The sequence below is a fragment of the Anabaena sp. CCY 9910 genome (genome assembly GCF_963920875.1).
GTDB classification, from domain to species: domain Bacteria; phylum Cyanobacteriota; class Cyanobacteriia; order Cyanobacteriales; family Nostocaceae; genus Trichormus; species Trichormus variabilis.
Genome location: NZ_CAWUDJ010000002.1, coordinates 60157 through 86365 on the forward strand (window position 1 = coordinate 60157; position 26209 = coordinate 86365).

The window sequence follows — 26209 nt, forward strand, 5'->3', positions numbered from 1 at the left end:
TTCTATTCATTTCGTACTCTGTAAAATTATGCACTCTGAAGGGGTGACAAAGCGGCTGAAGCCAAGAAAATAGAGGAGTGTGAGCATTTTTGGGTAAAAAAAGATAGGTCAGGTATTCTCAATGAAACCGTCTTAACTATCGGTACGGGAACCACAATCGAAAATGCTTTTGGTGGTGATGGCAATGACACAATTATCGGTAATAGTGCTGCTAACATTTTGCATGGTGGTAGGAGTAATGATACTCTCGATAGCGGAGTAGGCAACGATACACTAACAGGAGGTGTAGGGTGCGATCGCTTTACATTCAACTATCGTAGTGGAGGTATCGACAGAATTACCGATTTTAGCGTAGTTGATTTTACTTTAAATTTTGAGTTGATTCATACGTGTTTAATAAACTTTTTAAATCATTATTTTACCCTTGGTTAGTAACGCTATTTACTGCCAGTCTCATACTTTGTCTATTTTTTGGCAGTTTTCACCCAGCAGCTATAGTCAACGCTCAAATTCCTGATGCTTATAAACTTGTTAATCAGGGTATTCAAAGCTATAAAAAAGGAGACTTTTATGCTGCTATTCAACACTGGGAAACAGCTTTAGATTTTTATCAAAAAAATAACGATACTCCTAATATAGCCATCATTAATGAAAATTTAGCTAGAACTTATCAACAGTTAGGTAATAAAAGCTTAACTTTGAGTTATTGGGAAAAGGTAAAAGCTTATTATCACTCTCAAAAAGATTTGCCAAAAGTCGGAAGAATCCTGACTGAAATAGCACAAATTTATAGTAATTCAGGACAAACAAAAAAAGCCATCAGTCTTTTATGTGGTGCAGATACATTAATTTGTCAAACAGGGAGTGCATTACAAATTGCCCAGGAACAAAAAGATAAATTAGGCGAGATTGCGGCCCTGGGAAGCTTAGGAGAAGCTCACCGACTGCAAGGTAACTATGATTTATCAATTAAATATCTAGAGACTGTCAACAATAGCCAAAATCAAACAGACAATTTTGCTATCCTTAACAGTTTAGCTAATGCTTACGCTGGCCGCGCCCAACTTTGGAATTTACGCGCTAAATCTGCTAAAAATCATAAATCTTCTAAAATGAATGAGTTTATACAACGTTCTCAAGATGATTATAAAACAGCCATAAGTTCTTTGCAAAGAAGTATTGCCGCAGCAGCTAAAGAAAATAATAAAATTGCCGAACTACGCAGTCATATAAACTTCATCAAGCTTGCTTATCAAACTGTAGATAGTAATATCTTAAATCCCAATCAAATTCAGACAAATATCCAACAGGCTTTAGCTTTAATTGAGCAACTACCAGATTCAATTAACAAAGTATATGCAGAAATTGAATTAGCTAATTTACCTATTACTAATGATGAATTCACTTCATCCATCAATCAATGCCACCAAAAAACAAGATTGCCAGAATTACAAGTTAAGCAGCTTTTTCATCAAGCCATTAAAACTGCCCAAAAATTGCAAGATGCCCGTTCTACATCCTATGCTTTAGGAGAATTAGGACATTTATATGAATGCCAAAAAGAGTATAAATCTGCTTGGAAACTAACTAACCAGGCTATTTGGTTCGCTGACCAAAATTTACAAGCAAAAGATAGTTTATATTTATGGGAGTGGCAAGCAGGAAGAATTCTAGCAGCACAGAAACAACTTAATCAAGCACTATCTTTTTATGAAAGAGCTTATAAAACATTAGAAGAACTACGCAATGATATTTTAACTACAAACCGTGATTTCCAATTTGATTTCCGCGATGTTGTTGAGCCTGTCTACCGCCAATTAGCACAACTTCAGTTAGAATTGGCTACATCTAATAATCAAGATAGTGTAAGGCGCAATCAACAACTAAATAGTGCCTTGACCACTATCAACTCCCTCCGACAAGCAGAAATCCAAAATTATTTTGGTAATGATTGTATCCTAGCAGCTTTTAACAACCAGCCACTGTATCAAGTCATAGAAAAAGATACTGCTGTTATCAGTTCAATTATTTTTAAAGATAAAATAGGAATTTTACTCAGTCTACCCAATCAACAAGAATACTTGCACTGGGTAGAGAATAAAAATCAAGAAACCTTACGTCAGGAAATATCTCAATTCCGTAATAGTTTACTAGCACAACAAACTATCAATTACAGTACCAAAGATGCCGAAAATATTTATGATGCCATCATTAGTCCAATTGAAAAATATTTAACAGAACAAAAAATTAAAACTTTAGTTTTTATTCAAGATGGTTTCTTGCGTGATGTCCCAATGGCTGCGCTTTACGACAAAAACGAAAGCAAATATTTAATTGAAAAATATGCTGTTGCTACAACTTCTAGTTTACAATTAACCGACTTAAAGCCTTTAAGCTCACAAGTCAATCGTGCTTTAGTTTTAGCGTTGAGTCAAGAAAGTAAAATAGATAATAAGGTTTTTCCTGAACTCGCATATTTCCCTATAGAATATGGGGCTATTAAAAAAATATTTCCCGAAAGTAAAAAACTAGAAAATGAAGAGTTTGCTATCCAAAACTTAAAAAGAGAAATTCAGGAAAAAACTTATCCTATTATTCATATTGCGACCCATGCACAGTTTGGTATTATCCCAGAAGATACGTTTCTAGTAATAGGTAATAATGAAAAACTTACCATTGATAAACTAGAAGCCATACTGCGCCAATCTGGTAATATTTCTAATGTAGTGGAACTATTAACATTAACGGCTTGTGAAACAGCTACAGGTGACGATCGCGCTACACTAGGTTTAGCTGGTGTAGCATTGCAAGCTGGGACAAAAAGCGCCTTAGCTTCACTATGGCCTGTAGACGATGACTCTACAGCCAACTTAATTGCCGAGTTTTACGATAAGTTACGTAATTCAGGAATGAGTAAAGCACAAGCTTTACAAGCAGCACAGTTAAAACTAATCAATGCCAAACAAATACCAGAAATTAATGACAAATATGACCATCCATACTATTGGTCAGCATTTATCCTCATAGGAAATTGGCTTTGAAAAGGAATAGTCAAAACTAAGTCTGCTTATAAATCCTCTTCAACAAGTATCGTCAACTCCCCTCAGTTTCTTAATGAAGATGTGCTTTATTTTTAACTGTAGAAACGTTGCATACAACCTCTCTACATCATTTTTGCTGCCACTTCATAGAGAATTGCTATCAATCTTTTTCTTGATCTGCTATTTTATGTAGAAATTGTATTCTCTTTTGAACTAATGTTTGAATCTCTGTAGGTTTTGGCGATTCATGTTTAGCAAAGCTTTTAACTATTTTTGCCCCTAAATCACCTAGTTTGCCATTATTTGCTAACTTTAAAGCCTCATTCAATGCGTCATACCACAAATTTTCTTCAGCCAAAACAGTGGCTTTTTGTAAACCATTAGCTGTACTGGGTAATTTACTTTTGAGTGTAGATGACATTTCCACAACAATAAATTCTGCTGCTTCGACTATGTTCACCCCAGAACATCTCATAGATAACTGCCAAAGATATCTCTTACCTATAGTTAAATCAGGGTTTTCTTCAGGTAGGGGTATTTGAAATATACCTGATTTTGCATCTTTGTGTACGGCATTACCTAGCTGTTTGACTTCCTTGTCGGAAGTAAATTCAAAAATCCGCAACTCTACCTTCTGGGGACTAGAGACAAAACCGACAAAAGTAGGACGTAACTCCGTTGTGTATCCAACATAAGTCTGTGGTGCAAGTACTGTTAGAGGTATGGTTTCACTGGAGTCATTTGGACAACCTCGTTTACCCGCGCTTCTACTATAGTCACTTGCAGGTTGGCGGCGATTAGATGATGAAGAAGCTGTAACTGCAACTGGTGTCAGAAACAGCAATAAGCCAAGAATAGCACTAGTTACTAATCTGGGGTTGATAGTGAGGCTAAAATTTGTTGACATTTGCCTTCTCTAAGTTATCAATTTGATCAACAGGGAGAAATTTCTGTCTATAAAAAGTGAAATCTTACCATATTTATATGAAATTATTGTAGGGTGTGTTGTACCAATTCTCTAGTAGAGAAGTTGCATACAACCTCTAGATTTTTGAAATATACGTAGGGGAGCCACTGCGCCCTTACGGGTTTCCCGGCTTGGAGCAAGTGGCGTTGGGCAATGTCCATCAGAAGCATGATGAGGTGGGCAATGCCCATCCTACAGATAATAAGATATTTTTAATAATGAAAATCTAATTCAAATAGTTATTTTTATTGTTTGTTAATTTCCATGTAACTTCACAGATTGTTCCCTTGGGATAAAGGGATTCGCACTTGAAATTTCCTCCTAGTTTTTTAGCAATATTTTTAAGTTGTTTCATCCCTTTATTTTCAGAAAATGATGTGAGTCCACAACCATTATCTTTAATCATCAAAGTATATGAACCTCTTTCTTTCTTACCAATGGCTTCAATTCGTTTGACACCTTTGGCGTGTTTTCCTACATTACATAAAGCTTCTTCTAAAAATAGGCACAACTCTTGTTTTTTTTCTATATTTAAGTACTTTTCGTCTATAGGCTCAAATGTGCGGACTTTGACGTTAATATTATAGAAATACTCTAAATCATCTCTGGCAATAGTACTTGTATATACTTCGTAAAATAGTTCATGGATTGGTCTTTTTAAGTCAATTTTGACACAGCTACCTAAGCGCAAGCTTTCGTTGGGGGTTAATGCTTCGATCCTTAAATATTCACCGATAGAACGAATTTCAGAATTAAGTTTTTCTAACTGCAATATTAATTTATCGTTTTGTAAGTTGTCTGTACCTACCTGCCTCAATATATTAGCTAAAGTCTGTAACGGCCCATTATGAATAAGTGTAAATGTATGCTCTATAGTGTGTTGACTTAGCTGTATTTTTATTTGATTTTGTTTATATTCATGAAAAGCAAAGACACTGATTCCCAAACCGTTAATGCCTAAAATTAGTAAAGTCGGTGCTAGAGGAATCCACCAACCTAATAAGATGAGTAAGTAGCTGATACTTATTAAGCAAAATATTATTAATATAATAGTTAATAAATTTCTGCGAAAAGTCTCTGTTACTCTAGCAATAATTATTGCTGTCACACCCCAAATCACTAACCATAAATATTCCCAACCATCAGACCAAACTTGTAATAATGGTCTATCATTGACAACTGCATTAATTATTTGCGAAGTAACATGGGCATGAAATTCGACTCCATAAATTTGACTATGAATTTTTGAGCTAGTAGTTGCTGAAGTATTAAATAAATCATTACTACTAGCAGCAGTTACACCAATTATGATTATTTTTTGCTTGAGCCAATTGGGATCAAATTTACTACTTTTAATATCATTTAGAGAAATAAACCGAAATGGTTGCTTACCACTGCGAAAATTAACTAGCATTTTTAAGCCAGTATCATTTTCTCCTACGTATCCACCAGTATTTGCAGAAAATATAGGCAGTTCTATATCAGCAAATCGAATATATGAATTATATTTTCCCGTATTTATAATTATATTTTTAGTAGCTAAATAACCTTGTGCTAATCTTAGGGCTAGGGAATATTTATCATCTTGGGGATTTTCGGGATTTTGGGGTGAGGCGGTCAAAAGTAAATAGCGACGATAGTTACCATCTCTATCTGCGATTACATCAGAAAAACCTATTTGTTTTGGCGGTAGGTTTGGTGGTGGAGAAATTTCGTCAGGTGGTAAAACTTTTTCTATACCAATCAGGTTTTTATATTGTTGAAATGCTTTGATAAGTTTTTGATGTCCTGGTTCTATTGGAACATTTTTTACAATATCAAGTCCAATCACTGCGGGTTTGTAAATCTGAATTTTTTGAATCAATGAAGCAATTTCTGCATCTGGAACCGGGTAAGTTCCTAAACTACGAATGTCATTTTCATTAATTCCGATAATCACTATTTTTGGGTCAGTCATTTCGGCTGGGCGCAACCGTAAAAAAGTATCAAATAATATCAATTCTAAGCCCTGCAATAAACCGGATAATCTGGCAATTATAATAATAAATAAAACAGTCATTCCAGGTATAGCCACCTGTCGCAAAATAATAATTTCTTGCTTAATTTTTCTTGTATTAAGCCGGAACATAAGTAAGTAATAACTAATGACTAATCAATCAATCCTTCTTGCCGAGCGCGGATTTCAGTTTGAATTCGCATATTTTTTCCTGGTTCTGGATAAATGCCAAGTACATCTTGAATCTTCGTCCAGTATGTACGCACGGCGCGCTCGGATCTGTGAATCCGTTTGCAGATTGCTATATCTGTTAAACCTTCTTCAAAAGCTAATTTTAGTACTTCTAACCACTCTGGCTTCAGCTCTAATCCAGTTTTGATGTCTTTGGTGTGGGTTGCCCCTTGTAGTGCTAAATTAGCTCGAACTATCATTTCAGATTCGCATAGTCCCTTATCAGCGATCGCAAAGCCACCTTGATGCTCATCAATTTCGTGTTTGATCCTGACCAAAGCCTTGACATAACTACTTTGTACCAAAAAATTCTGTTGGGGATATTTCTGGATTAACTGTTGTAGCAAATTGATACCCGTATCAATATAGGCGATCGCACCAGCTTTTTCGGGTATTGATAAATCCATAACAATCAAATCAAACGCAGAATTTCTCATCTGTGTCAGCGCCTCAACTACTGTTTTTGCTGTGGCGATCGCTGCATCTGGATATTGTTGCTGTAGTACATTCAGCGTTCCACTTAAAATTAACTGATGGTCATCAACAACTAAAATTTTTAGTGTGGATGATTGAGGTAAATCTTGGCTCATTATCAATTGATCAACATTAACCATACTTATATCTCTATCTATAATTAAATGTTTCATTATCTGTGTGTATTCAAAATTAGGCTCACTAGTTTCAGTTGTAAAAATTTTGAGTTTTATATAGTTAAAGTCTCTATTTGGCTCTTGTAAGTCGCTAGGTTTTAAACCTTGTATCCATGTAAGTGCTTTTACTAATAGTTTCATTTCAGATAGTATATATGGTACTCAATAGACAAAATATTAAGAATATATTTATTCAAGAGCAATGGTTTGTCTGATCACACAACTATTTGATGTTTGTTAGGGTAACTTGATGTGTGCCAGAAAATTCCCCACACTTGTATTCCTTGCTCTCTTTCCCTGCCCACGTCTTAACTACGCAAGTGAGTATGGCTACGCTACCCGAACAGAAATCCAACTAGGCAAGGTATCCAAACATTCTATAAAAAGACAAATTCGATGCCTATGCAGAAAAATGCACTTCTTTTGCAGTGTTAACATCGCCACTAACTTCCTATGAAAGTTGTAGGATAGAGATTCAGAATTAATTTGTGATTTCTTATGTCTGCTACGCCTGTTACCCAGCTAACTCCATCATCTCAGCCACAACAACCTTGTTTACCCCTGCTCGGCGCTTCAGTCACGGAGTTAACTGGTTGGGTGCAGCAGCAAGGACAACCTGCTTATAGGGGTAAGCAGTTGCACGATTGGATTTATCACAAGGGAGTGCGATCGCTCACTGATATTTCTGTATTCTCTAAACAATGGCGGGCGGCTGTAGCCGATGTCCCCATTGGACGTTCTACCATTCACCATCGGTCTGTAGCATCGGATGGGACTGTCAAATATCTCCTGCAACTGAGCGACGGTGAAATTGTGGAAACTGTGGGTATCCCCACCGATAAGCGTTTGACAGTCTGTGTTTCTACCCAGGTGGGTTGTCCGATGGCTTGCGATTTCTGTGCTACTGGTAAGGGTGGCTATAAACGCAACCTAGAAAGACATGAAATTGTTGATCAAGTTCTCACTGTCCAAGAAGATTTTCAGCAACGGGTGAGTCATGTTGTCTTCATGGGGATGGGTGAACCGTTGTTGAATACAGAAAATGTTTTGGCTGCGCTGAGAAGCTTAAATCAAGATGTGGGTATTGGACAGCGATCGCTGACTTTATCCACTGTAGGGATACGCGATCGCATCAGTCAATTAGCCGAACACCATCTACAAGTGACTCTGGCGGTGAGTCTCCACGCTCCCAACCAAGCACTGCGCGAACAACTCATACCCAGCGCTCGCTCTTATCACATTGAGGATTTACTGGCTGAATGTCGAGAATATGTAGCTATCACCGGGAGACGAATTTCCTTTGAATATATCCTGCTGGCTGGCGTGAATGATTTGCCAGAACACGCTTTAGAACTATCAAAGCATCTACGGGGCTTTCAAAATCACGTTAATTTGATTCCTTATAATCCTATTGATGAAGTTGATTATAAACGCCCTAGTGGCGATCGTATTCAAGCATTTCTTACAGTGCTTCAGCAACAACACATTGCTGTTAGTGTCCGCTATTCTCGTGGTTTAGAAGCTGATGCAGCTTGTGGACAACTACGCACCAAAACATCAAGGTAATACCAATTTAAAAAAAGGGCGTTGCATAAATGCGGGATGAATTGAGACTTTTGTACAAAGCAGAATATTGATTCTTTGCGTCTTTGCGCCTTTGCGTGTTAGCGAAGCGGGGCGTAAGCCCGACAAAAATCATCCCACTAATCAGCAACGCCAAAAAAAGAATGTGACAAATAAACAATCTGTAGAGACGCGATGAATCGCGTCTTCACCCAAGGATGTATAGCAATCATTAATAAAGAGTAAAAGCAGAGGAATGTTTGGTAGGGTGCATCAGTATGAATAATTTCTGAGTACAGTTAGGTACTATCGCACTGACACACCCTACATTTAAAATTTATTCATCTGGAAGTCCCTAATTTTGGGACTCATCCAAAATCGGTAAGGAGATGACAAATTCAGTTCCCTCACCAAGGGTAGAATTTACTGTCAGCGTTCCGCCATGTTTTTCTACCACAATAGACTGAGCTATAGCCAATCCTAATCCCGTTCCTTTTCCTACCATTTTGGTAGTAAATAAGTGGTCAAATATCTTGGCTTTAACCTCTTCGCTCATTCCCTGACCATTATCAGCAATAGTAATCTTCACTTGCTGATTTTCTAGTAAGGTTCTAATCTTTATTTTGTTGGGATTTGCTTGAATTTCCGCAAAACTACGTTCCGTATTTACCTCATCTAAAGCATCAATGGCATTTGCCATAATGTTCATAAATACCTGATTTATTTGCCCTGGAAAGCATTCAATCATGGGTGAATCAGCATATTCTGTTACTACTTCAATTGCTGGACGTTGTTCGTTAGCTTTTAGACGATGTTTTAAAATGAGAATTGTACTCTCAATACCTTCATGAATATTGAATGGTACTTTATAATCTCTATCAGCACGAGAGAAAGTGCGAAGACTGGTACTAATATTTTTGAGTCTTTCACAAGCCATTGTCATCGACTCAATCATCTTCGGCAAATCTTCTAAAATATATTCCAAGTCAATTTCTTGAGCATGGTCTGCGATTTTCTCAATCTTGTCGGGCAAATTTTCTTGATAGAGCTTCAAGTGTTCGGTAATATCAGCTATGATTGGTTGAGCTTGCATAAGACTGGCAGCAATAAAGCCCAAAGGATTATTCATTTCATGGGCTACCCCAGCAACTAAATTACCCAGTGCCGACATTTTTTCACTTTGGACAATTTGTAATTGGGCTTGTTGTAAATCTTGTAATGCTTGTTGGGCTTTTTGATAAAGTCTGGCGTTTTCTAGTGATATTGCTGCTTGGGAAGAAAGTAGATTGACTACTTGCAAATGTTCGCTATTAAATACCTCACTTGTGAGTTCATTTTCTAAGTAGAGAATTCCCACTAAATGACCTTGATGAATAATTGGTGTGCATAATACACTTTTTGGCTGATGCTCTAGCATATATTCCCCAATTACCCCAGGAATATCTGTTTGGCAATTGTCTATAATCAGGGGTTTCTGGGTATTTTTTACGTAATTGATAATTTTTGGGGGTATATCTTGACAATCTTCTATTGATTGTGAGGAAAGGATAGTTTGTATATTAGTGTGAGAACTTGACTCTTGATTAACCGAGGTAATTGCTTTAACTTGCCAAGTTTCTTCTAGGGGAAGAATGAGTACAGATTTTTTCGCGCCGGAATTTTCGAGGATAATCCGGGTGAGGTTGGCAATCAGTTCGTCTAATTCAATACAGCCAGATATAGCTTGAGCGCCTTTGAGAACAGAAGTAAAGTCCAGAATCTCAGAAATATTTGTGCTACTAGTAGTAGTAGTGTGAGTAGATGAAGTGGCCCCACGAAAGGTAATAGTTTCCAAGGGGTTGAAGTTGATTCGTTGCTGTTGCAGAATAGGTTTGAGTAGTTGGGGATAGGTTTTTTCTAGGTGATGAGCTTTGGCTTTAGCTCCCCAACGGGCGTAGCCGTAGCAGGCTTCCTGCATATATACTTGGGCAATTTTTACTTTACCCCAGTCGAGATAGAATTTAGCTGCAAGTTCGTTAGCTAAAGCTTCTTCGTAGCCATACTGATTTGCTTGAGCTTGGCTAATTGCTTGCTCATAAAGTTCTATAGCCTTGGTTTTTTGTTTTTTAATTCGGGCTTTTTCTGCTTGAATGAGGAGGAACTTGTGCCGGATATTTTCTGGACAAGCTTTTAGCCAACGCTTTAAGCTTGTTTCTAGGGGGAGGAGTGCTTGCCAATGGTGTTGACGCTCAGATTCTTCAGTAGCATTTTCAGCTAGCGCCAGGTGCATTAATGCCACATAAAAAACGCTGGAAGGGACTTTTGCATGACTGGAAATAGTGGTTTCAATCATGCTCAGTTGGGGGATTAAATCGGAGTAGGTGGATTTTTGGTCAAATAAATAAGCATGGCGAATTTTAACGGAATATAACCAAGATAAGTGATAGGGAGCATTGGCATATTTTTGCAAATATTCAGCTTCAATAAAATCGTCATCATCAAAGGTGAAGAGCGTTTTTGTTAACCCCAGGAGATGGCGAATTGGTTGCAGAACTCCTGCTGTTAAAGCATCTAGGTTATCTAAGCTTTTGATTTGATGAAGAAAGGCTGCATGATTTTGAGCGATCGCATACAAATCATCTAAATGTTTACCATAAGTTAGGCGATCGGAACCACTCTGCATCATCATGAAGCCCACTGTTAGCCAGTTTCCCGCTTCCATCCCATATTTGTAGGCGTTGTTATAGTATGTATCTGCCTCTCGAATGGGACGACTCCAGCTATGCACATCAGCGGCAAACAGGAAATTCGTCATCCCTCGCACATCAGCATTATCAAACTGTTCACAAAGCTGTACTGCCATTTCCCCAAACTCATAAGCAGTGGCGCAGTCTTTGAATACACCATTAGCAATTAAGCCATAGCCGGCATAACCAAAGGGAGACATATCGCTGTTACCATACTGTAATGACAGCGTGGTCATCTTGGCGAGTGCTAGCAGAGCTAAGGTGCTTTGACCATCGAGCCAGGCGGCGTAGAACAAAATTTGTAAAATTCGCAGCATTTCGGCAATGCTGGGATCTACCATTTTGGGGGCTGCAAGAATGGATTCAATGGTATGCTGCTCTAGAAATTGTTGAACTGTGGCAATTTCCTCATCTAGTCCAGCTTGTATCATCTCCGGTTGTGTGGGTATCGTCCATCCCAACATCTGTAAACTTTGACGTTGAATAGCGATCGCCTCAGCATTTCGTCCCTGGAGCTGATACTGTGTCATCTGTATGCGATAAATTATGGCTTGGTCAAGGGGGGCTTGAGCATAGGTGAGGGTTTCTGCATACAAGGCTTCGGCTTGGTCAAATTTACCACAAAGATAAGCGGCTTCTGAAGCATCACGGTGCAAACTGTACATGAGTGGATAGTCTTGCTGCCAAGCATCTGGCGATAATACACTCATCCCAATGGTGCAGTAGTCGTAAGCAGCTTGATAGGCGGCTGAGAGTTTGGCTTTTTGTCCAGCTTTTAAGTTGAGATGGGCTAGTTCTTGTTTCTGTTCATTGGTGGTGATGACATCTAGCCCCATATTCAACTGGTTGACGATGTCAAAAATCCGTTCTTCTTGTTTCCCTTGAGATAACCCTTGCAACAGCAATTGACCGATCTGGAAATGGGTATACTGCTTTTGTTCTGCGGGAATCAATGAGTATGCTGCTTGCTGGACGCGATCGTGGAGAAATTTGTAGGTAACAGTTTGTGAACCTTTGACCTCATCCTGTATTTCCCTATCGACATAAAATTTATAAACTTCACTCTGGGGTAAAATCAGTCCTTCTTGTAATGCTTTCCATAAGGCTGTAGCTGTTTCAGTTAATGATTTTTCCCAAATAATCGCCAAGATTCCTAAATCAAATTTATTCCCTATACACGCTGCAAATTTGAGAATATTCTGTGTTGTCTGTGGCAATTTCCGTAACTGCAATGCCATGAATTCAACAACATCATCGGAAAGGGATGACTCCTTAACTCCCACAATATCACACTGCCAATTTCCCTCATCCCCATTAAATGTAATCAGTCCATCTTCATATATCGCCTTGATAAACTGGGTGCTGAAAAAGGGGTTTCCCTTGGTTTTTTGATATACCAATTGAGTTAATGGTTGGGCAATTGCCGATGAACAACTCAGGGTATCTGCCACTAGTTGATTTAAACTAGATTGACTCAGGGGCGCAAGGGTAATAGTATTGATGGTGGCTTGGGCTTTTCTAATTTCTGCCAAACTGAACATCAACGGATGGGCATCGGAAACTTCATTATCTCGATAAGCCCCAATTAATAATAAATATCCCCCTCCTGATTCACTCATCAACAACTGCATCAAGTTGAGAGATGCGGAATCTGCCCATTGCAAATCATCTAAAAACATCACTAAGGGATGTTCCTGAGTTTTGAATACTTGGACAAATTTCTGAAATAATAAATTAAACCGATTTTGGGCAGCAGTTCCTGATAGTTCTATGATTGGCGGTTGTTGACCAATAATTCCTGCTAATTCGGGGATGACTTCAATAATTACCTGTCCATTCTCACCAACGGCTGCTAATATCTGACTTTTCCATTGCTGAATTTGAGCGTCGCTTTCTGTCAACAACTGCCCCATTAAATCCCGGAATGCTTGTACAAAAGCACTAAAGGGAATATTACGCTGAAATTGGTCATATTTGCCTTTAATAAAATAACCCCGTTGTCGAACAATGGGTTTATGAACTTCGTTGACTACGGCTGTTTTCCCAATACCCGAAAACCCAGCTACCAGCATCATTTCGGTGTTACAGGTACTAACGCGCTCAAATGCTTGGAGTAGGGTTTCTACTTCGGCTTCTCGTCCATATAATTTATCAGGAATAATGAAGCGATCGCACACATCCCTCTGAGCAATTGGGAAACTCTCAATTTTACCCGTTTCTTGCAGTTGGACTAAGCACTTTTCTAAATCATACTTCAGACCTAATGCACTTTGATACCGGTCTTCCGCATTTTTCGCCATGAGTTTGTTAACAATGTCTGAGAGTACAGGTGGAATTGTTAGATTAATTTCATGTACTAAAGTTGGGGCTTTTGCCAGATGACAATGTACCAACTCCATTGCGTCCTCTGAGGGGAATGGTAATTTTCCTGTCAATAGTTCGTGAAAAGTTGCCCCCAAAGAATAAAAATCAGTGCGATAGTCAATCCCCCGGTTCATCCGTCCAGTTTGTTCGGGAGAAATATAACCTAATGTCCCTTCCAAAACGTTGGGATTAATTAAAGTTTGAGTTTCCCGTGGAAGCAAGGAGGCTATACTAAAGTCAATTAATTTAACCTGTGTCGTTTCTGGGTTAATGAGAATATTGGCAGGCTTAATATCTTTATGAATAATGCGCTGACGATATAGTATGTCTAAGATGTCGCATAGGGCGATCGCTATTTGTAAAAATTTATCTAGAGACGCGACATAATGATTGTGGACGAAATAATCCTTCACAGAAATTCCGCCAAAGTCTTCCATTACTAACTGATAGCCATTATGTAAGGGTTCTAGGCTATAGGTGGCGATGATTCCGGGATAGTTGAGATTTTTAGCGATGGTGTATTGGTTGCGGAACTGTACCAGTTCAGAAAAGCTGGGATAAGGATTTTTCAGCAGTTTAATTACCACTGGTAAGGTGTCTGCCTGTCGAATAGCTCGATAAACTAGGGTTCTCGAACCATCATAAAGTTCTTCGCTGATAGTATAACCGGGAATATTAAGCATATTATCACTTCTTAAATATCAGATTTAGCATTCCCGTACAAGCAAAATATCGTGATAAACAAAGTAGAAGTTCATAATATCTTGTTAGAAAAATAATCTTTATGTCCCAAGGTTACTAGAAATCCTCAACTTAAATTTTCCCCATATGCCAAGGTTACAAAGCAGAATATTGATTCTACCCTTCTCATTCGGAGAAGCTAATGTGTAGCTTGCTTCCCCGTAGGGGTACGGGTTCCGCTTGCGGTATGCGTGTTAGCGTTAGCGGAGTGTAGCCCGACAAAAATCATCCCACTAATCAGCAACGCCCTTTGCTGATTTCCGATGATGCCAAATTCATCACAGAGACAACATTAAAAGTAGATGAAGCTTATTATGCGGCGATTTAGCTTAAATTCCTTCACAAACACTTTTGAGCATCTGCCGTAACCAAATACTCGCTTGATCTTGATCTGTAAGCTTACTCCACAACATAGAAATCATCCAAGGTTCAGTTTTTACAGGAAGTTCAAAAATTTCTAGCGTATCTTTGTAAGCAAATGATGTCACCAGTCGTGAAGGAATGACAGTCACCAAGTCACTAGATGAAATGACAGTTGGTAAGATGAGCAAGTGGGGGGTAGTCAACACAACTCGACGCTGAAGATTGTATTGAGCAAGCACCTTGTCAATTTCACCAATGTCATCTCTTCGGAGAGTAAAAAGAGCTTGAGGGAGACAAGCAAAGGTCTCCGGTGCCATATTCTCCTGAGTGACAACAGGATGTCCACGGCGACAAAGACCAACAAAGTGTTCTTCAAATAATGGCATTTGTCTCGTTTGTCGGGGTGGATTTTGAAACAAACCCAACGCAACATGAATTTCTCGTTGTTCTAACAGGTCTCCTACACTATCTTTCTCAAAACCAATTAGTCGAAAATCAATGCTTGGTGCAACCAGGCGACAAACTTCCAACAATTTGGGCAGAACAACATAGCTGGTGTAGTCCGAACTACCAATGGCAAAGGTATGTTTAGAAGTTTCTGGGTCAAAGGTTTGGCTAGATTCTAACGTCTGTCGAATCTGCTGGAGCGCAACTGATATACCTGGAGCAATTTCTAGAGCTTTTGCTGTCGGCTGCATTTCCCGACCAATACGGATGAATAATTCATCCTGAAATAGTATGCGTAGCCTTGCAAGAGCCGCACTCATGGCTGGTTGTCCTAAATACAAGCGCTGGGCGGCTGCTGTCACACTTCGCTCTTCAAAAAGCACCTCAAACGTAACTAGTAAGTTGAGGTCAATGGAGGATAAATCTATTAATTTCATTAATAAAATATATCGCCGCAATCAATTTGCTTAATTTATAACATCTCAGTACAGTAAACCTAAAAGCATTCTTTAGGTCACAAAAATGACGGAACAAAAGAGAATTGCGGTGATAACTGGCAGTAATCGAGGTCTAGGATATGCTATTTCCCGTAAATTAGCCCAAATTGGTCTCCATGTCATTCTGACGAGTCGTAATGAAGCTGATGGTTTAGCAGCCAAACAGCAATTATCTGCTGAGGGACTGGATGCAGATTATTGTGTTCTAGATGTGACTAATGATGTGAGTGTTCAGAGGTTTACTAAATGGTTGCGTGAGACCTATGGCAAAGTAGATATTTTAGTCAACAATGCAGGTATAAATCCCACAACTAAGCCAGAAGAATCCAGCTTGCTGACTGTGCAACTGGAAACAATGCGTGTCACTTGGGAAACTAATGTTTTAGCGGTAGTGAGAATTACTCAAGCATTAATTCCCTTAATGCAGGTGCATAATTACGGTCGCATCGTCAATATTTCCACAGAAATGGCTTCTCTGTCCGCAATTTCTGATGATTATTACCCTTTAGCTCCATCCTACAGACTTTCTAAAGTAGGTGTGAATGGCATCACAGCGATTTTGGCTAAGGAACTCCAAGGTACGAATATTCTGGTGAACGCCTATTCTCCTGGTTGGATGAAAACAGATATGGGGGGTGATAATGCTCCGTTTACAGCAGAAGAGGGAGCAGAAACAGCCGTCTATTTAGCAACCTTACCGGATGGAGGAGTGCAAGGCCAGTTTTTTGCAGAGATGCGGAAGTTTGGTGGCCCAGTTCAATTACAGTGGTAGGTTAATATGACAGATTCCCCAGGTTTACCCCCTATTTACGTACAAACACCGATTAATTTGGCTCCAGCCAAGGTTATTACCTCGTTCCCTGTTTATACCTTTCTCGAAAATTTGGCGATCGCTGCCGATGGTACAATCTTCGTAACCAACCATGAAATCGGTCAGATTGTCCGCATCACCCCAGATGGCAATCAACAGATTCATGCCAGCGTTCCAGGCAAGGTAAGTGGTATAGCTTTTACTAACAATAGTGGTTTAGTCGTCACAGGATGGAATGCTGATTCTGTACCCGTGGTTTCTTTAGTTGACCAAAATGGTACAGTAGAAACCTTGTTGACCTTGCCAGATGCCATATTTCTCAACGGTATCACCCCTCTATCCCATAACCGTTATTTGGCAGCAGATTCCTATCGTGGTGCCATCTGGCTAATTGATATTGCTCAACCCAGTGCATCAATTTGGTTAGAACATTCTTTGCTGGCTCGTAGCAATGCAGATAACCCCATCCCCGCCGCCAATGGCATCAAACGTTTTGGTAACACACTATACGTTTCCAATACAGAGAAAATGTTGTTGCTGCGGATTCCCCTTGGTATAGCAGATGTCCCAGGTGAGCCAGAAATCTTTGTGAAGCAGACTAATATTGATGACTTTGCATTTGACGTGGAAGGCAATCTTTACGGAGCAACGCACATTTACAACAGTGTAGTACGAATCGGTACTGATGGCAGTACAACCATTATTGCTCAAGCCGAGCAAGGTGTAATTGGTAGTACATCAGTGGCCTTTGATCAAAGTCCAGATAACCGCACCGCTATCTATGTCGTCACCAACGGTGGGATGTTTTTACCCCCTCCCACAGGAGTTGTCCCTGCAAACGTTGTGCGCTTGGAAGTCAATAAAACTGGGTATATTTTTGTTTAAAAATTACCAGAAACGAGTCGTATTTATACCAATTCACAAAATCTTTGCTACACCTCAATAATCTATAGGGACGCACACCGTGCGTCCTTACTTCCACTCTGATTAGTACCAATAGAAATGCAACAAGACGATCAAATTATTACAGTGGTCATTTCACAAGTTGTCAAACCAGGTTGTGAAACGGCATACGAAGCTTGGCTGAAAGATATTACCACTGTTGCCAGAACCTATCCTGGTCATATGGGAACCAATGTGATTCGCCCTCAACTCGGAGTGCGGACAGAATACGTGATTATCTTTCGATTTGACGGCTATGAAAATCTTAAAGCATGGATGACATCGCGCGATCGCCAATATTGGCTAACTCAAGCCGAAACATTGGTAGAATCTGAACCCCAAGTTCAGCAAATCAATGGCTTAGAAGCTTGGTTTTCTCTTCCCGGCCAACCACTAAAGACACCACCACGTCATAAAACAGCTTTACTAACTTGGGCATCTGTATATGTGTTGATTAATTTGTTAAATACATTTATCACGCCTCTCCTGGGCGGCTTACCCCCCTTTATTATTTCGTTTATCATTACAGTTACTATGGTTGTGCTGCTAACTTATGTTGTCATGCCTAGAGTGAGCCGATTGTTTAGCTCCTGGCTATATCCAAAACCACGAAAAATTTAGACATCGAAATCACTTTTATGTAACTTTATTAGCTAGCAGAAAACTCAGTCAATTGTCGTTTTAAGGGAGAATCAAAAGCTGATATTATGTCGCATATATTGACTACCAAGTTTAACTTAGTTTGAATGAAATTATATTTACTAATTCTTGAACTGTTCTTGCCATCTCGGCTTCCGCATCAGAAATTTCAATATCAAATTCTTCTTCTATAGCCATTAATAATTCTATTGCATCTAGGTTATCCATATTTAAGTCATTGGGTGGAATATCATAGTTATACCGTTTCTTGATGTAGCTTGTCTGGCGTAGCCATAGATGCACTTTATTCTGTACTGTAGAGAAGTTGCATGCAACTTCTCTACATCATTTATTTGGCGCAGCTTCATATTAATTTGGTATTAGTCGATGATGATAGGAAAGATCCAAAAGTTACTCCTAATACAAGGGAGTGAACCAGGCTAATATTTATGTTCTCCCAAGCCTGACTTAAATCTAAAACTAACCCAGGTAGCAAGAATTTACTAGAAATTAATTAGGATTATATAATATTTTTTGTTTCCAAATATACGAATTTTTAAAATCTCCTGGAAATTCCCAAGAATAAGAACAAACTCAATATATTTATATTTGTGTTTTCAATTACTGCATTGGTTATTTTTTTAAATATAAAATGTTGGTCTTAGCTGTTAGTAACAACGGGTCAATATATTTTTAATGATTTTGTAGCTAAAGTTTCAAAATTCGCCTAATCTTCCTAGCTTTTTTCATCTTCTTGGGTATTTATATGACTTACAATTCAGAACAAATGCAACAGATTCTCCAAAAAGCTTTTGCCCGTCAGCAACAGGGAGAAATTTCACGCCAGCAGATTATAGAAATCGCCTCAGAGCTAGGAGTTTCATCCGCATCTTTGCAAGCGGCTGAGCAAGAATGGCTGAGCCAAGAAATAGGAGATAAAAAACGCCAGAGATTTCATGCCCAACGACGAGAAGAATTTAAAACACACCTGATTACTTTTATTGGTGTCAACGGATTGTTAGTTGTTTTGAATCTGTTAACAAGCCCTAGCTATTTTTGGGCGATTTTTCCCCTATTGGGTTGGGGGTTAGGTTTATTATTCTCTGGTATAAAAGCTTATAAAACTAGCGGAGGATCGTACGAACATGATTTTCAGGAATGGTCTAAAAAACTACCAAAATAAATAAAATTTCTCATCTCCTTGTGGGTGAGGAATCTGGTAATAGGTAATTAAACTATTACCCATTACCTATTACCTGCATCGACGCTTTGAGCAACCTCGACTACCCATGAAAGGATGGAGTTTCTCGCCGCTTTTACAAAATTTTAGGGGTAGTTTGGCAACCACCCCTAATTTCTGTCATATTTAGGATTTACTTTCAGCACCATTGCTGAGAGATATATTTACTTAGAGATATTAACTAAACTTTCAACTTCCGCATTAGCCAGTGTTGGTGCAGTGAAAATTTGGGAGTACAGACTTGATGGCTGTTGTCCTGCAACTACTGGTAATACTTGACGAGCGTGAGCAGCAATTTCTACAGTCTTCACATCATAGGTTTGGGTAATCAATTTGGGATACAAACCGATACCGATGATGGGAAGTAATAAAGAAGCGGTGATGAACAATTCACGAGGTTTAACATCAGGGATGAAAGCATCAAGATGTAACTCTTCGCTTTGTTTGCCGTAAAAGACTTGGCGCAATAGAGACAGCAAGTAAATTGGAGTCAGAATCACACCCACTGCGGACAGTAGGACAACTACAACTTTGAAACTGGAACTGTAGACATCGCTGGTAGCGATACCAATGAACACCATCAACTCACCTACGAAGCCACTCATTCCGGGTAAGGCTAGAGAAGCCATTGCGCCGGCTGTGTAAAGAGCGAAGGTTTTGGGCATCACCTTACCGATACCGCCCATTTTGTCCATCAACAAGGTGTGGGTACGTTCGTAAGTCACACCAGTTAAAAAGAACAAGCTAGCCGCAACCAAACCGTGGGAGACCATCTGTAACACTGCTCCACTCACACCAATTTCTGTGTAGGAAGCTAGACCGATTAACACAAAACCCATGTGGGCGATGGAAGAGTAAGCTAGGCGGCGTTTCAGGTTGGTTTGAGCAAAGGCGCAGCAAGCACCATAAACAATGTTAACTACACCTAAGATTGCTAAGACTGGCGCAAAGTAAACATGGGCATCAGGCAACATTTCGATGTTGAAGCGGATGAGGGCATAACCACCCATTTTCAGCAACACACCAGCCAGAATCATGGAACCAGGGGCAGATGCTTCACCGTGAGCATCAGGTAACCATGTGTGGAGCGGGAATATTGGCAATTTTACACCGAAGGCAATTAAAAATCCTGCATAAGCTAATAATTCAATCGCTTTGGGATATTCTTTCATTCCCAGAGCTGCAATGTCGAAAGTAACTGTATCTCCAGAGAATGCAAGTGCAAATCCAGCTACGAGAATAAATATAGAAGCAGCAGCAGTATAAAGGATGAACTTGGTCGCTGCATAACGGCGTTTGGGGCCTCCCCAGATGGAAATCAGCAGGTAGACAGGAACTAGCTCGATTTCCCACATGAGGAAGAAGAGTAGCAAGTCTTGGGCGACAAACACCCCTAACTGGGCGCTGTACATCACCAGCATCAACCCATAAAATAATCGCGGCTTGTTTGTTACTTTCCAAGCCGCGAAGATTGCGAGTGTGTTAATTAAGCCTGTTAACAACAGTAAGGGCATTGATAAGCCGTCAACTGCTACAGACCAATTCAAACCTATTTGAGGAAGCCAAGCGTATTTTTCTACAAATTGGTATGTCGAACTTTGGAAGTCGTAATAATGCCAGAAGGCGGCAATCATTAAGGCAAAGTCTGCAAAGGCTACACCCAATCCATACCAACGAACCGTTTTTCCTTCTTTGTCTGGAATTATGGGGATGGCTAGGGCTGCCACCAAGGGTAAGGCAATTATGGCTGTTAGCCAGGGAAACTCAATGAGATTCATCACTTCTGACAATCGTTTTTTCTTTTCGCTTTTAATTACATTATATTAAGGAATTGTTACTTTTGTAAACTTTATTTATCTCTGGAAAATTAAATTTTGGTTATAGATAGGAATTTATACTCAATGATTCTGCAATTCTCATGATAATCAGGAATAAATACTCATGGGAATTGCCTGCCAGCCCATTCTAGGCATAAACTTTTGTAACGTCAATAAAAAACGGTGGCTCCAACCACCGTTACAAATCTTTGTATTGCCTCTATTCTAGGGGAGTAATTTTTCAAGATTCCTTAAACAATGCGATTGACAATTGTCCAAACTGCCCCATCTGAACGGACATAGGGAACTGAAATGGTTTTGAACCCGGTAATAAAGGGTTTGTAATAAACCTGCCAATATAAAGGACTGAGTTGATCAGCACAGGCTTTGAGCAAACGAATTTCTGCTGCCAGTTCTTGGGCTATTTCATTGATTCGTTCCGCATGGACTTGAGCCACTTCTTTGGCTGCTTCTAATTGTTGCTCTTGGTTAATTCGTTGCTGTCTCCTTGGCAAACGCGCTAATTCAGCTTTTTTGTGTTGTAGCTGTGTGTCTAAAGCGGCGATCGCATCTTCTATGCCTTTGATTTCCGCAAATAGTTGGGCATTTTCCCTGGCTTGGCGACGATAAGCTTCCACAATGGCGAAAGGCGAATCATCCTCATGGGTAATTGCATCATTATTAATAGTGAGTGCAGCACGTTCTTGCTCAAGCACCTGAATTTGCGACTGGAGTGCTTTCATCTCCGATTGAATTTGCTTTAAAGGCAAGCTGGGATTAAGTTCTTTCATGTTGAATTGTTAAGTTGCGCCGTGAGTATCGAGAGCAAGCGATCGCACTACAGCCTTAATTCCTGCTTCTTGCCAAGCTGTGGACATTGCCGCCGCAACAGCTGCCGCATGAGATACATCCGCTAAAGCCAACAGTGTCGGCCCCGCGCCACTAATCACCATACCGTAAGCGCCAGCAGCCACAGCCGCAGTATTCACAGCATCGTAACCAGGAATTAAAGCTTGGCGATAGGGCTGATGTAACTTATCTTGTAAAGCTGCCCTTAACCATTCTCCCTTACCTGTTTGCAAGCCGCGCAACAATAACCCCAAATGGGCAGTATTAAAAATCGCATCTGCGCGACTATATTCTGTTGGTAAAACTCGCCGCGCCTCTGAGGTGGACAATTCAAAATCGGGAATTGCCAGTACTGGGACAATATCACTATGCCAGGGAACATCACAAATTTCCCAACCCCTAGCACCAGTAGCCGCCAGACGACATCCCCCCACCAAAGCGGGTACGACATTATCAGGATGTCCTTCGATGGCGATCGCTAATTCCATCACCTGCGCCTGAGACAACGGCTCACCCGCCAATCGATTCGCCGCCACCAAACCCCCAACAATCGCCGTAGCCGAACTCCCCAAACCCCGCGCCAGTGGCACACCCAACTCAATCTCGATTTTCACCCCTGGGGGTGTCTGATCTATATATTGATATAAATTGGCAAACGCCTGATAAAGTAAATTACTCTCATCAGTTGGTACGCGTTCAGCTTCCGCGCCTGTGGCTTGAATAATTAACTCACTCGTTTCCAGGCGGGTGAACTGGAATTGATTATATATAGTCAAGGCTGCACCGATGCAGTCAAAACCAGGCCCCAAGTTAGCAGTTGTGCCAGGAACCTTAACCGTGACAGAAGAAACAACAGACATTTATAAATACTCACCTAACAGTCATTAGTCAATAGTCATTAGCTTTTGAACTATGGACTACTCACATCACCAATCAACCAGCATCCCACGTAACTGCTCAATTAGTCATTAGTTAATAGTCAATGCCAGGAAAATGGAACCGTACTGATTATTTGAGAGAAGAGTAATTGTCTGATTTTCAACAAGCTAATATTAGTAAATAAACCCAATTCATCATGAAACGATGTTATTATATTTACATATAAAAAAATAATATATTAAAACTATAACAATGGAATATCTACAACGTTGGGAGCAATATGCGCCTGAAGCATACAATGCTATACGTCGTAATACTGATGATGTATCAGAAATTGCACTTCATACGGGTTGGGCAGAGTTTCGCATTAGACGAATAAAAAATCATGTATTTTATCGCCAACATCAATTAGATGATAGATTTGATTACTTTGATCCTGATCCAGATATAGCTGATGCGTGGTTTAGATTACAACAAGGTAATTATCTGGCTGAAGATTTACGCTTACTGGAACATGAATACTTTGAGTCAAGGTTTGAGGTGATTTTTAATACCGACTACAGAACGGCTCATCATGCAACTATACGCTCTGGTCGTTTATGGAGTCCACCAGAAGGATAATAGAAATTAACTTAAATGAGTTACAAATAGAGTAAACAATATGTATAGACAACATTATGAGCTATGGCTTTTTACGTATTGATTTTAAAAGAACAAGAGGATGAACGCGGGGTTACTTACCTCTTCGGTCCCCATGAAGATGATCTTGGGGCGCTGTGGCTAGACAAATCTAATGGAGAGGTTAAGGAACTTCAAGAAACATCAACTCAAAATTCACAAGCACTTTTCCAAAGAGCGGCTGTAAAGGTTAGACAATACTGGAAAAAAGGAGCATTTCCAGAGAAGACTTGTTGGGCATCTTGAGAATAATATAATACTGACAGCCTATCTAGTACTAGCTTGTGGAATCTAACCAATGGCTCGTTTTCTATGACTTGCTGTAGGGATCGCTTCCATAATCATACCTAACATACCAACTATCGACATTGTAAAGAGCGATCGCTGGGAATAACAACAAAACCATTATCATCACAATTACGCTGGAATTTTACCATCGTAATTTTTCCATTTTGGCGATCGCTTCCGGCAAATTGAATTATTCCTGTTGCACCTGTAACGTAAAATTGGGGTTGGCTGAGTGTTTTTTGAATACCGAGGCGAGTAGGATTTTGGGTGATAGCTTGACTCAAAACTAACATTGCATCATAGCTAGTTGCTGTTCGCCAAGTAATTTCAGTGTTGCGGAGGAGTGATGATAGATCAATTTTCCAGAGGTTTTGGACTTCCTTGACAAAGGTTGAATTCATCTCGCTAAGGGGATGCCAAAAAACTGCCCAAGCTGTGTATTGGATTTCGGGTGAGGAAAAAACTTTCTCTGATTTGAAGGAGTCAGAACTGTAGAGGCTGTCACCGGCAACAATCCAAACTTGATTGATGTTCGTCTGAATCACTCGTAAGGCATTGGGAATTGCATTATACAATCCTACTCCGGCATCAGGAATTAGGACAATTGCCTTTGCACCTTGGGTTTGAGCTTGATTTAACGCTGTTATGGCATTGAAGCGATCGCTGGCTAAATTAAAAGCCGCTTGATGATCAATCACCTTCAAAGGAAGAGATTTTGTGCTTTCTCGAACAGCCTGGGAAAGAGATTCAGCATACTCACTACCTTGACTATAAAAGATAGCTACTTGATTCTGTTTCAATTCAGACAGCAAGTAAGTTACCATTTTTTGGGCTGCATTGCGATCGCTGGGGACAGTCCGAAAGAAAAAAGGGTCTTTGAGATTTTGAGAAGTGCTAGTGGCAGAAACTAACACTACTCCGGCTTGGCGATAAATCGGTAAGGCATTTTTGCTGGCTTCGCTGCTATAGTGACCCAAAACAGCCAGTAAATCACGATATTTAACTAAATGCTGGGCAATTTTACGAGCATTATTGCCAGTTCTGCTATCTTCCCGATTACTATCGTCAGCAATGATAATGCGTAAAGCTCGACCTTGTTTTAGTGCCTCAGTTTGAGCTTGTGCTACACCCCTGAGTATTTCCCGACCTATATCAGTGCGTCGTTCCAGGGGGACTGCAACGGCGATAGTATGAATCTGATTTACGGAAAATTGCTGGTGAATCTTGCTATTATTTAGGTAAATTAAGGTTTCTGGGTCTGATTCTTGCTGGAAAGCAGTTTCCAAGAATTTTACAGCTGCATCAAAATTTTGATGGCGATACTCTTCCATTCCCAATTGCTTTGCTGGTGGCGGCTGACTATTACCCCAAAAGCTACTAGGAGTGAGGCTTTCTTCTCCACAACTCAGATAATCATTGAGTACATTGTCACAAGTCCGAGGTAATGTAATTTCCTGATATAAGGATTTCCCCGCGAACAGCAACAACACACCACAAGTAGCAAGCAACAATAATTTTGGCCATGGGTACGAATGCTGCTCAATATTTTCAATCTTTGCGAGAATTGCTTGCGCTGTTGGTGGACGGTGGTGGGGATGAGAATCCGTCATCGCCTGAAGCAAAGAGATGAATTTTTTAGGAGTTTTTGGGTCTTGAATATATTTAGACCAATTGAGTAAATCTTGGATGCGATCGCCTGTTGGGTCAATACCTGTGAGTAAATAGATTACAGTCCGACCCAGTGCATAAAAATCTGACTGTACAACGGCATGACCATCACGTTGTTCGGGTGCAGTATAACCAAGGGAATTAATTATAGTGACAGGCTCACGGTTGATAATGGTTTGTGTCACTTTACGCGCCGCACCAAAATCAATTAATACCAGTTTCCCATCAGGACAAACCATAATATTCGCTGGCTTGATATCCCGATGGAAAAACTTTTCCTGATGTACGAATTGGAGAATTTGCATTAGTTGTTTTAGCCAATCTAATGCTGTTTTATAGGATGTCACATATTGATGGTGAGATAACCAAGTCTGTAAATCTTCACCAGGAATTTTCTCCATCACAAAACACCATAATTGGCGACCTGTGTTTAAAACCAGGGGAAATAAGGCTTCACCCACAGGTAAACCAGGATGCCGCAAAGTCTTCAATATTGATGCTTCTTGCTGAAAAAGTCGTTCTAGTTGTGGCGTTACCTCTTTCAGCGACTTGAGAACTTTAGGTTGATCTCGGTTAACTAAATCTTCGATTGCAAATACTTCTGTATAACTACGTCTATCAGTTTGCAACAGATGCCTGAGTCGGTAGCGATTTTGAAGTATGAGTGGCGTTCCACAGTTTTGACATACTGCACTAGTATCAGAATTTTCTCGCTGCGAACAATCGGGATTGATGCAGTACGCCATAAAGTAAAGACAAAAAGCCAACAAACAATATACGTATTCTAAAACTACAATCTGTTAAAAAAAGCT

Annotated in this window: 19 protein-coding genes; 9 read left to right on the forward strand and 10 right to left on the reverse strand. The window is 39.8% G+C overall.

Annotation, left to right across the window (positions count from 1 at the left end; translation table 11 throughout):
• The first annotated feature begins 138 nt into the window (after window positions 1-138).
• Together ACM5QX_RS02770 and ACM5QX_RS02775 are read left to right on the forward strand one after the other, a co-directional pair.
• The gene (locus ACM5QX_RS02770; protein ID WP_414752433.1) at window positions 139-432 is read left to right on the forward strand and encodes a M10 family metallopeptidase C-terminal domain-containing protein; all 294 of its coding nucleotides are present in this window, start codon (window positions 139-141) and stop codon (window positions 430-432) included.
• On the forward strand, window positions 390-3041 hold the full coding sequence (locus ACM5QX_RS02775; RefSeq protein WP_414752287.1) for a CHAT domain-containing protein: 2652 nt from the start codon (window positions 390-392) through the stop codon (window positions 3039-3041). Before ACM5QX_RS02770 ends, ACM5QX_RS02775 begins: the two co-directional genes overlap by 43 nt.
• A gap of 160 nt (window positions 3042-3201) precedes the next feature.
• Here ACM5QX_RS02775 and ACM5QX_RS02780 read toward each other — a convergent pair whose 3' ends face one another.
• From ACM5QX_RS02780 to ACM5QX_RS02790, 3 genes are all read right to left on the reverse strand, one after another.
• Window positions 3202-3948 (reverse strand): DUF928 domain-containing protein, encoded by a 747-nt coding sequence (locus tag ACM5QX_RS02780; protein ID WP_414752288.1) that lies wholly within the window; start codon window positions 3946-3948, stop codon window positions 3202-3204.
• Between the two features lie 286 nt (window positions 3949-4234).
• Entirely contained in the window at window positions 4235-6082 is a 1848-nt protein-coding gene (locus ACM5QX_RS02785; protein ID WP_414752289.1) for a CHASE2 domain-containing protein, read from the reverse strand.
• Between the two features lie 74 nt (window positions 6083-6156).
• Window positions 6157-7026, reverse strand: a complete 870-nt coding sequence (locus ACM5QX_RS02790) for a response regulator (RefSeq protein ID WP_414752290.1) — start codon at window positions 7024-7026, stop codon at window positions 6157-6159.
• Between the two features lie 357 nt (window positions 7027-7383).
• Here ACM5QX_RS02790 and rlmN point away from each other — a divergent pair, with 357 nt between their 5' ends.
• Window positions 7384-8451, forward strand: coding sequence for a 23S rRNA (adenine(2503)-C(2))-methyltransferase RlmN (gene rlmN / locus ACM5QX_RS02795; RefSeq protein WP_414752291.1), 1068 nt, complete (start codon window positions 7384-7386; stop codon window positions 8449-8451).
• A 352-nt stretch (window positions 8452-8803) separates the two neighbouring features.
• On the opposite strand, the gene ACM5QX_RS02800 is transcribed toward rlmN, so the two are convergent.
• Both ACM5QX_RS02800 and ACM5QX_RS02805 read right to left on the reverse strand, forming a co-directional pair.
• A complete protein-coding gene (locus ACM5QX_RS02800) occupies window positions 8804-14221 on the reverse strand; it encodes an AAA family ATPase (RefSeq protein ID WP_414752292.1) in 5418 nt (1805 codons plus the stop codon).
• A gap of 387 nt (window positions 14222-14608) precedes the next feature.
• On the reverse strand, window positions 14609-15526 hold the full coding sequence (locus ACM5QX_RS02805; protein WP_414752293.1) for a LysR family transcriptional regulator: 918 nt from the start codon (window positions 15524-15526) through the stop codon (window positions 14609-14611).
• An 85-nt stretch (window positions 15527-15611) separates the two neighbouring features.
• Here ACM5QX_RS02805 and ACM5QX_RS02810 point away from each other — a divergent pair, with 85 nt between their 5' ends.
• From ACM5QX_RS02810 to ACM5QX_RS02820, 3 genes are all read left to right on the forward strand, one after another.
• On the forward strand, window positions 15612-16358 hold the full coding sequence (locus tag ACM5QX_RS02810; RefSeq protein ID WP_414752294.1) for an SDR family oxidoreductase: 747 nt from the start codon (window positions 15612-15614) through the stop codon (window positions 16356-16358).
• A gap of 6 nt (window positions 16359-16364) precedes the next feature.
• Window positions 16365-17282, forward strand: coding sequence for an SMP-30/gluconolactonase/LRE family protein (locus tag ACM5QX_RS02815; RefSeq protein ID WP_414752295.1), 918 nt, complete (start codon window positions 16365-16367; stop codon window positions 17280-17282).
• A gap of 117 nt (window positions 17283-17399) precedes the next feature.
• Complete coding sequence (locus tag ACM5QX_RS02820; protein WP_414752296.1) at window positions 17400-17960, forward strand: antibiotic biosynthesis monooxygenase; 561 nt, start codon at window positions 17400-17402, stop codon at window positions 17958-17960.
• A 111-nt stretch (window positions 17961-18071) separates the two neighbouring features.
• On the opposite strand, the gene ACM5QX_RS02825 is transcribed toward ACM5QX_RS02820, so the two are convergent.
• Window positions 18072-18206 carry a phosphopantetheine-binding protein gene (locus ACM5QX_RS02825; protein ID WP_414752297.1) on the reverse strand — a complete coding sequence of 45 codons (135 nt, stop codon included), beginning with the start codon at window positions 18204-18206 and terminating at the stop codon, window positions 18072-18074.
• 538 nt (window positions 18207-18744) lie between these two features.
• Here ACM5QX_RS02825 and ACM5QX_RS02830 point away from each other — a divergent pair.
• A complete protein-coding gene (locus ACM5QX_RS02830; protein ID WP_414752298.1) occupies window positions 18745-19161 on the forward strand; it encodes a 2TM domain-containing protein in 417 nt (138 codons plus the stop codon).
• A 221-nt stretch (window positions 19162-19382) separates the two neighbouring features.
• On the opposite strand, the gene ACM5QX_RS02835 is transcribed toward ACM5QX_RS02830, so the two are convergent.
• The 3 genes from ACM5QX_RS02835 to thrB form a co-directional block, all read right to left on the reverse strand.
• Window positions 19383-20996 (reverse strand): NAD(P)H-quinone oxidoreductase subunit 4, encoded by a 1614-nt coding sequence (locus tag ACM5QX_RS02835; RefSeq protein ID WP_414752434.1) that lies wholly within the window; start codon window positions 20994-20996, stop codon window positions 19383-19385.
• A 290-nt stretch (window positions 20997-21286) separates the two neighbouring features.
• Window positions 21287-21826: a hypothetical protein gene (locus ACM5QX_RS02840; RefSeq protein ID WP_414752299.1), complete on the reverse strand. Its 540-nt coding sequence runs from the start codon at window positions 21824-21826 to the stop codon at window positions 21287-21289.
• Window positions 21827-21835: 9 nt separating this feature from the next.
• Window positions 21836-22744, reverse strand: coding sequence for a homoserine kinase (gene thrB / locus ACM5QX_RS02845; RefSeq protein ID WP_414752300.1), 909 nt, complete (start codon window positions 22742-22744; stop codon window positions 21836-21838).
• A 271-nt stretch (window positions 22745-23015) separates the two neighbouring features.
• Here thrB and ACM5QX_RS02850 point away from each other — a divergent pair, with 271 nt between their 5' ends.
• Together ACM5QX_RS02850 and ACM5QX_RS02855 are read left to right on the forward strand one after the other, a co-directional pair.
• Window positions 23016-23384: a hypothetical protein gene (locus ACM5QX_RS02850; RefSeq protein ID WP_011319546.1), complete on the forward strand. Its 369-nt coding sequence runs from the start codon at window positions 23016-23018 to the stop codon at window positions 23382-23384.
• Between the two features lie 63 nt (window positions 23385-23447).
• Window positions 23448-23687: a hypothetical protein gene (locus tag ACM5QX_RS02855; RefSeq protein WP_011319545.1), complete on the forward strand. Its 240-nt coding sequence runs from the start codon at window positions 23448-23450 to the stop codon at window positions 23685-23687.
• A gap of 113 nt (window positions 23688-23800) precedes the next feature.
• Here the strand turns inward: ACM5QX_RS02855 and ACM5QX_RS02860 are convergent, their stop codons facing one another.
• Window positions 23801-26143 carry a protein kinase domain-containing protein gene (locus tag ACM5QX_RS02860; RefSeq protein ID WP_414752301.1) on the reverse strand — a complete coding sequence of 781 codons (2343 nt, stop codon included), beginning with the start codon at window positions 26141-26143 and terminating at the stop codon, window positions 23801-23803.
• Window positions 26144-26209 lie beyond the last annotated feature (66 nt).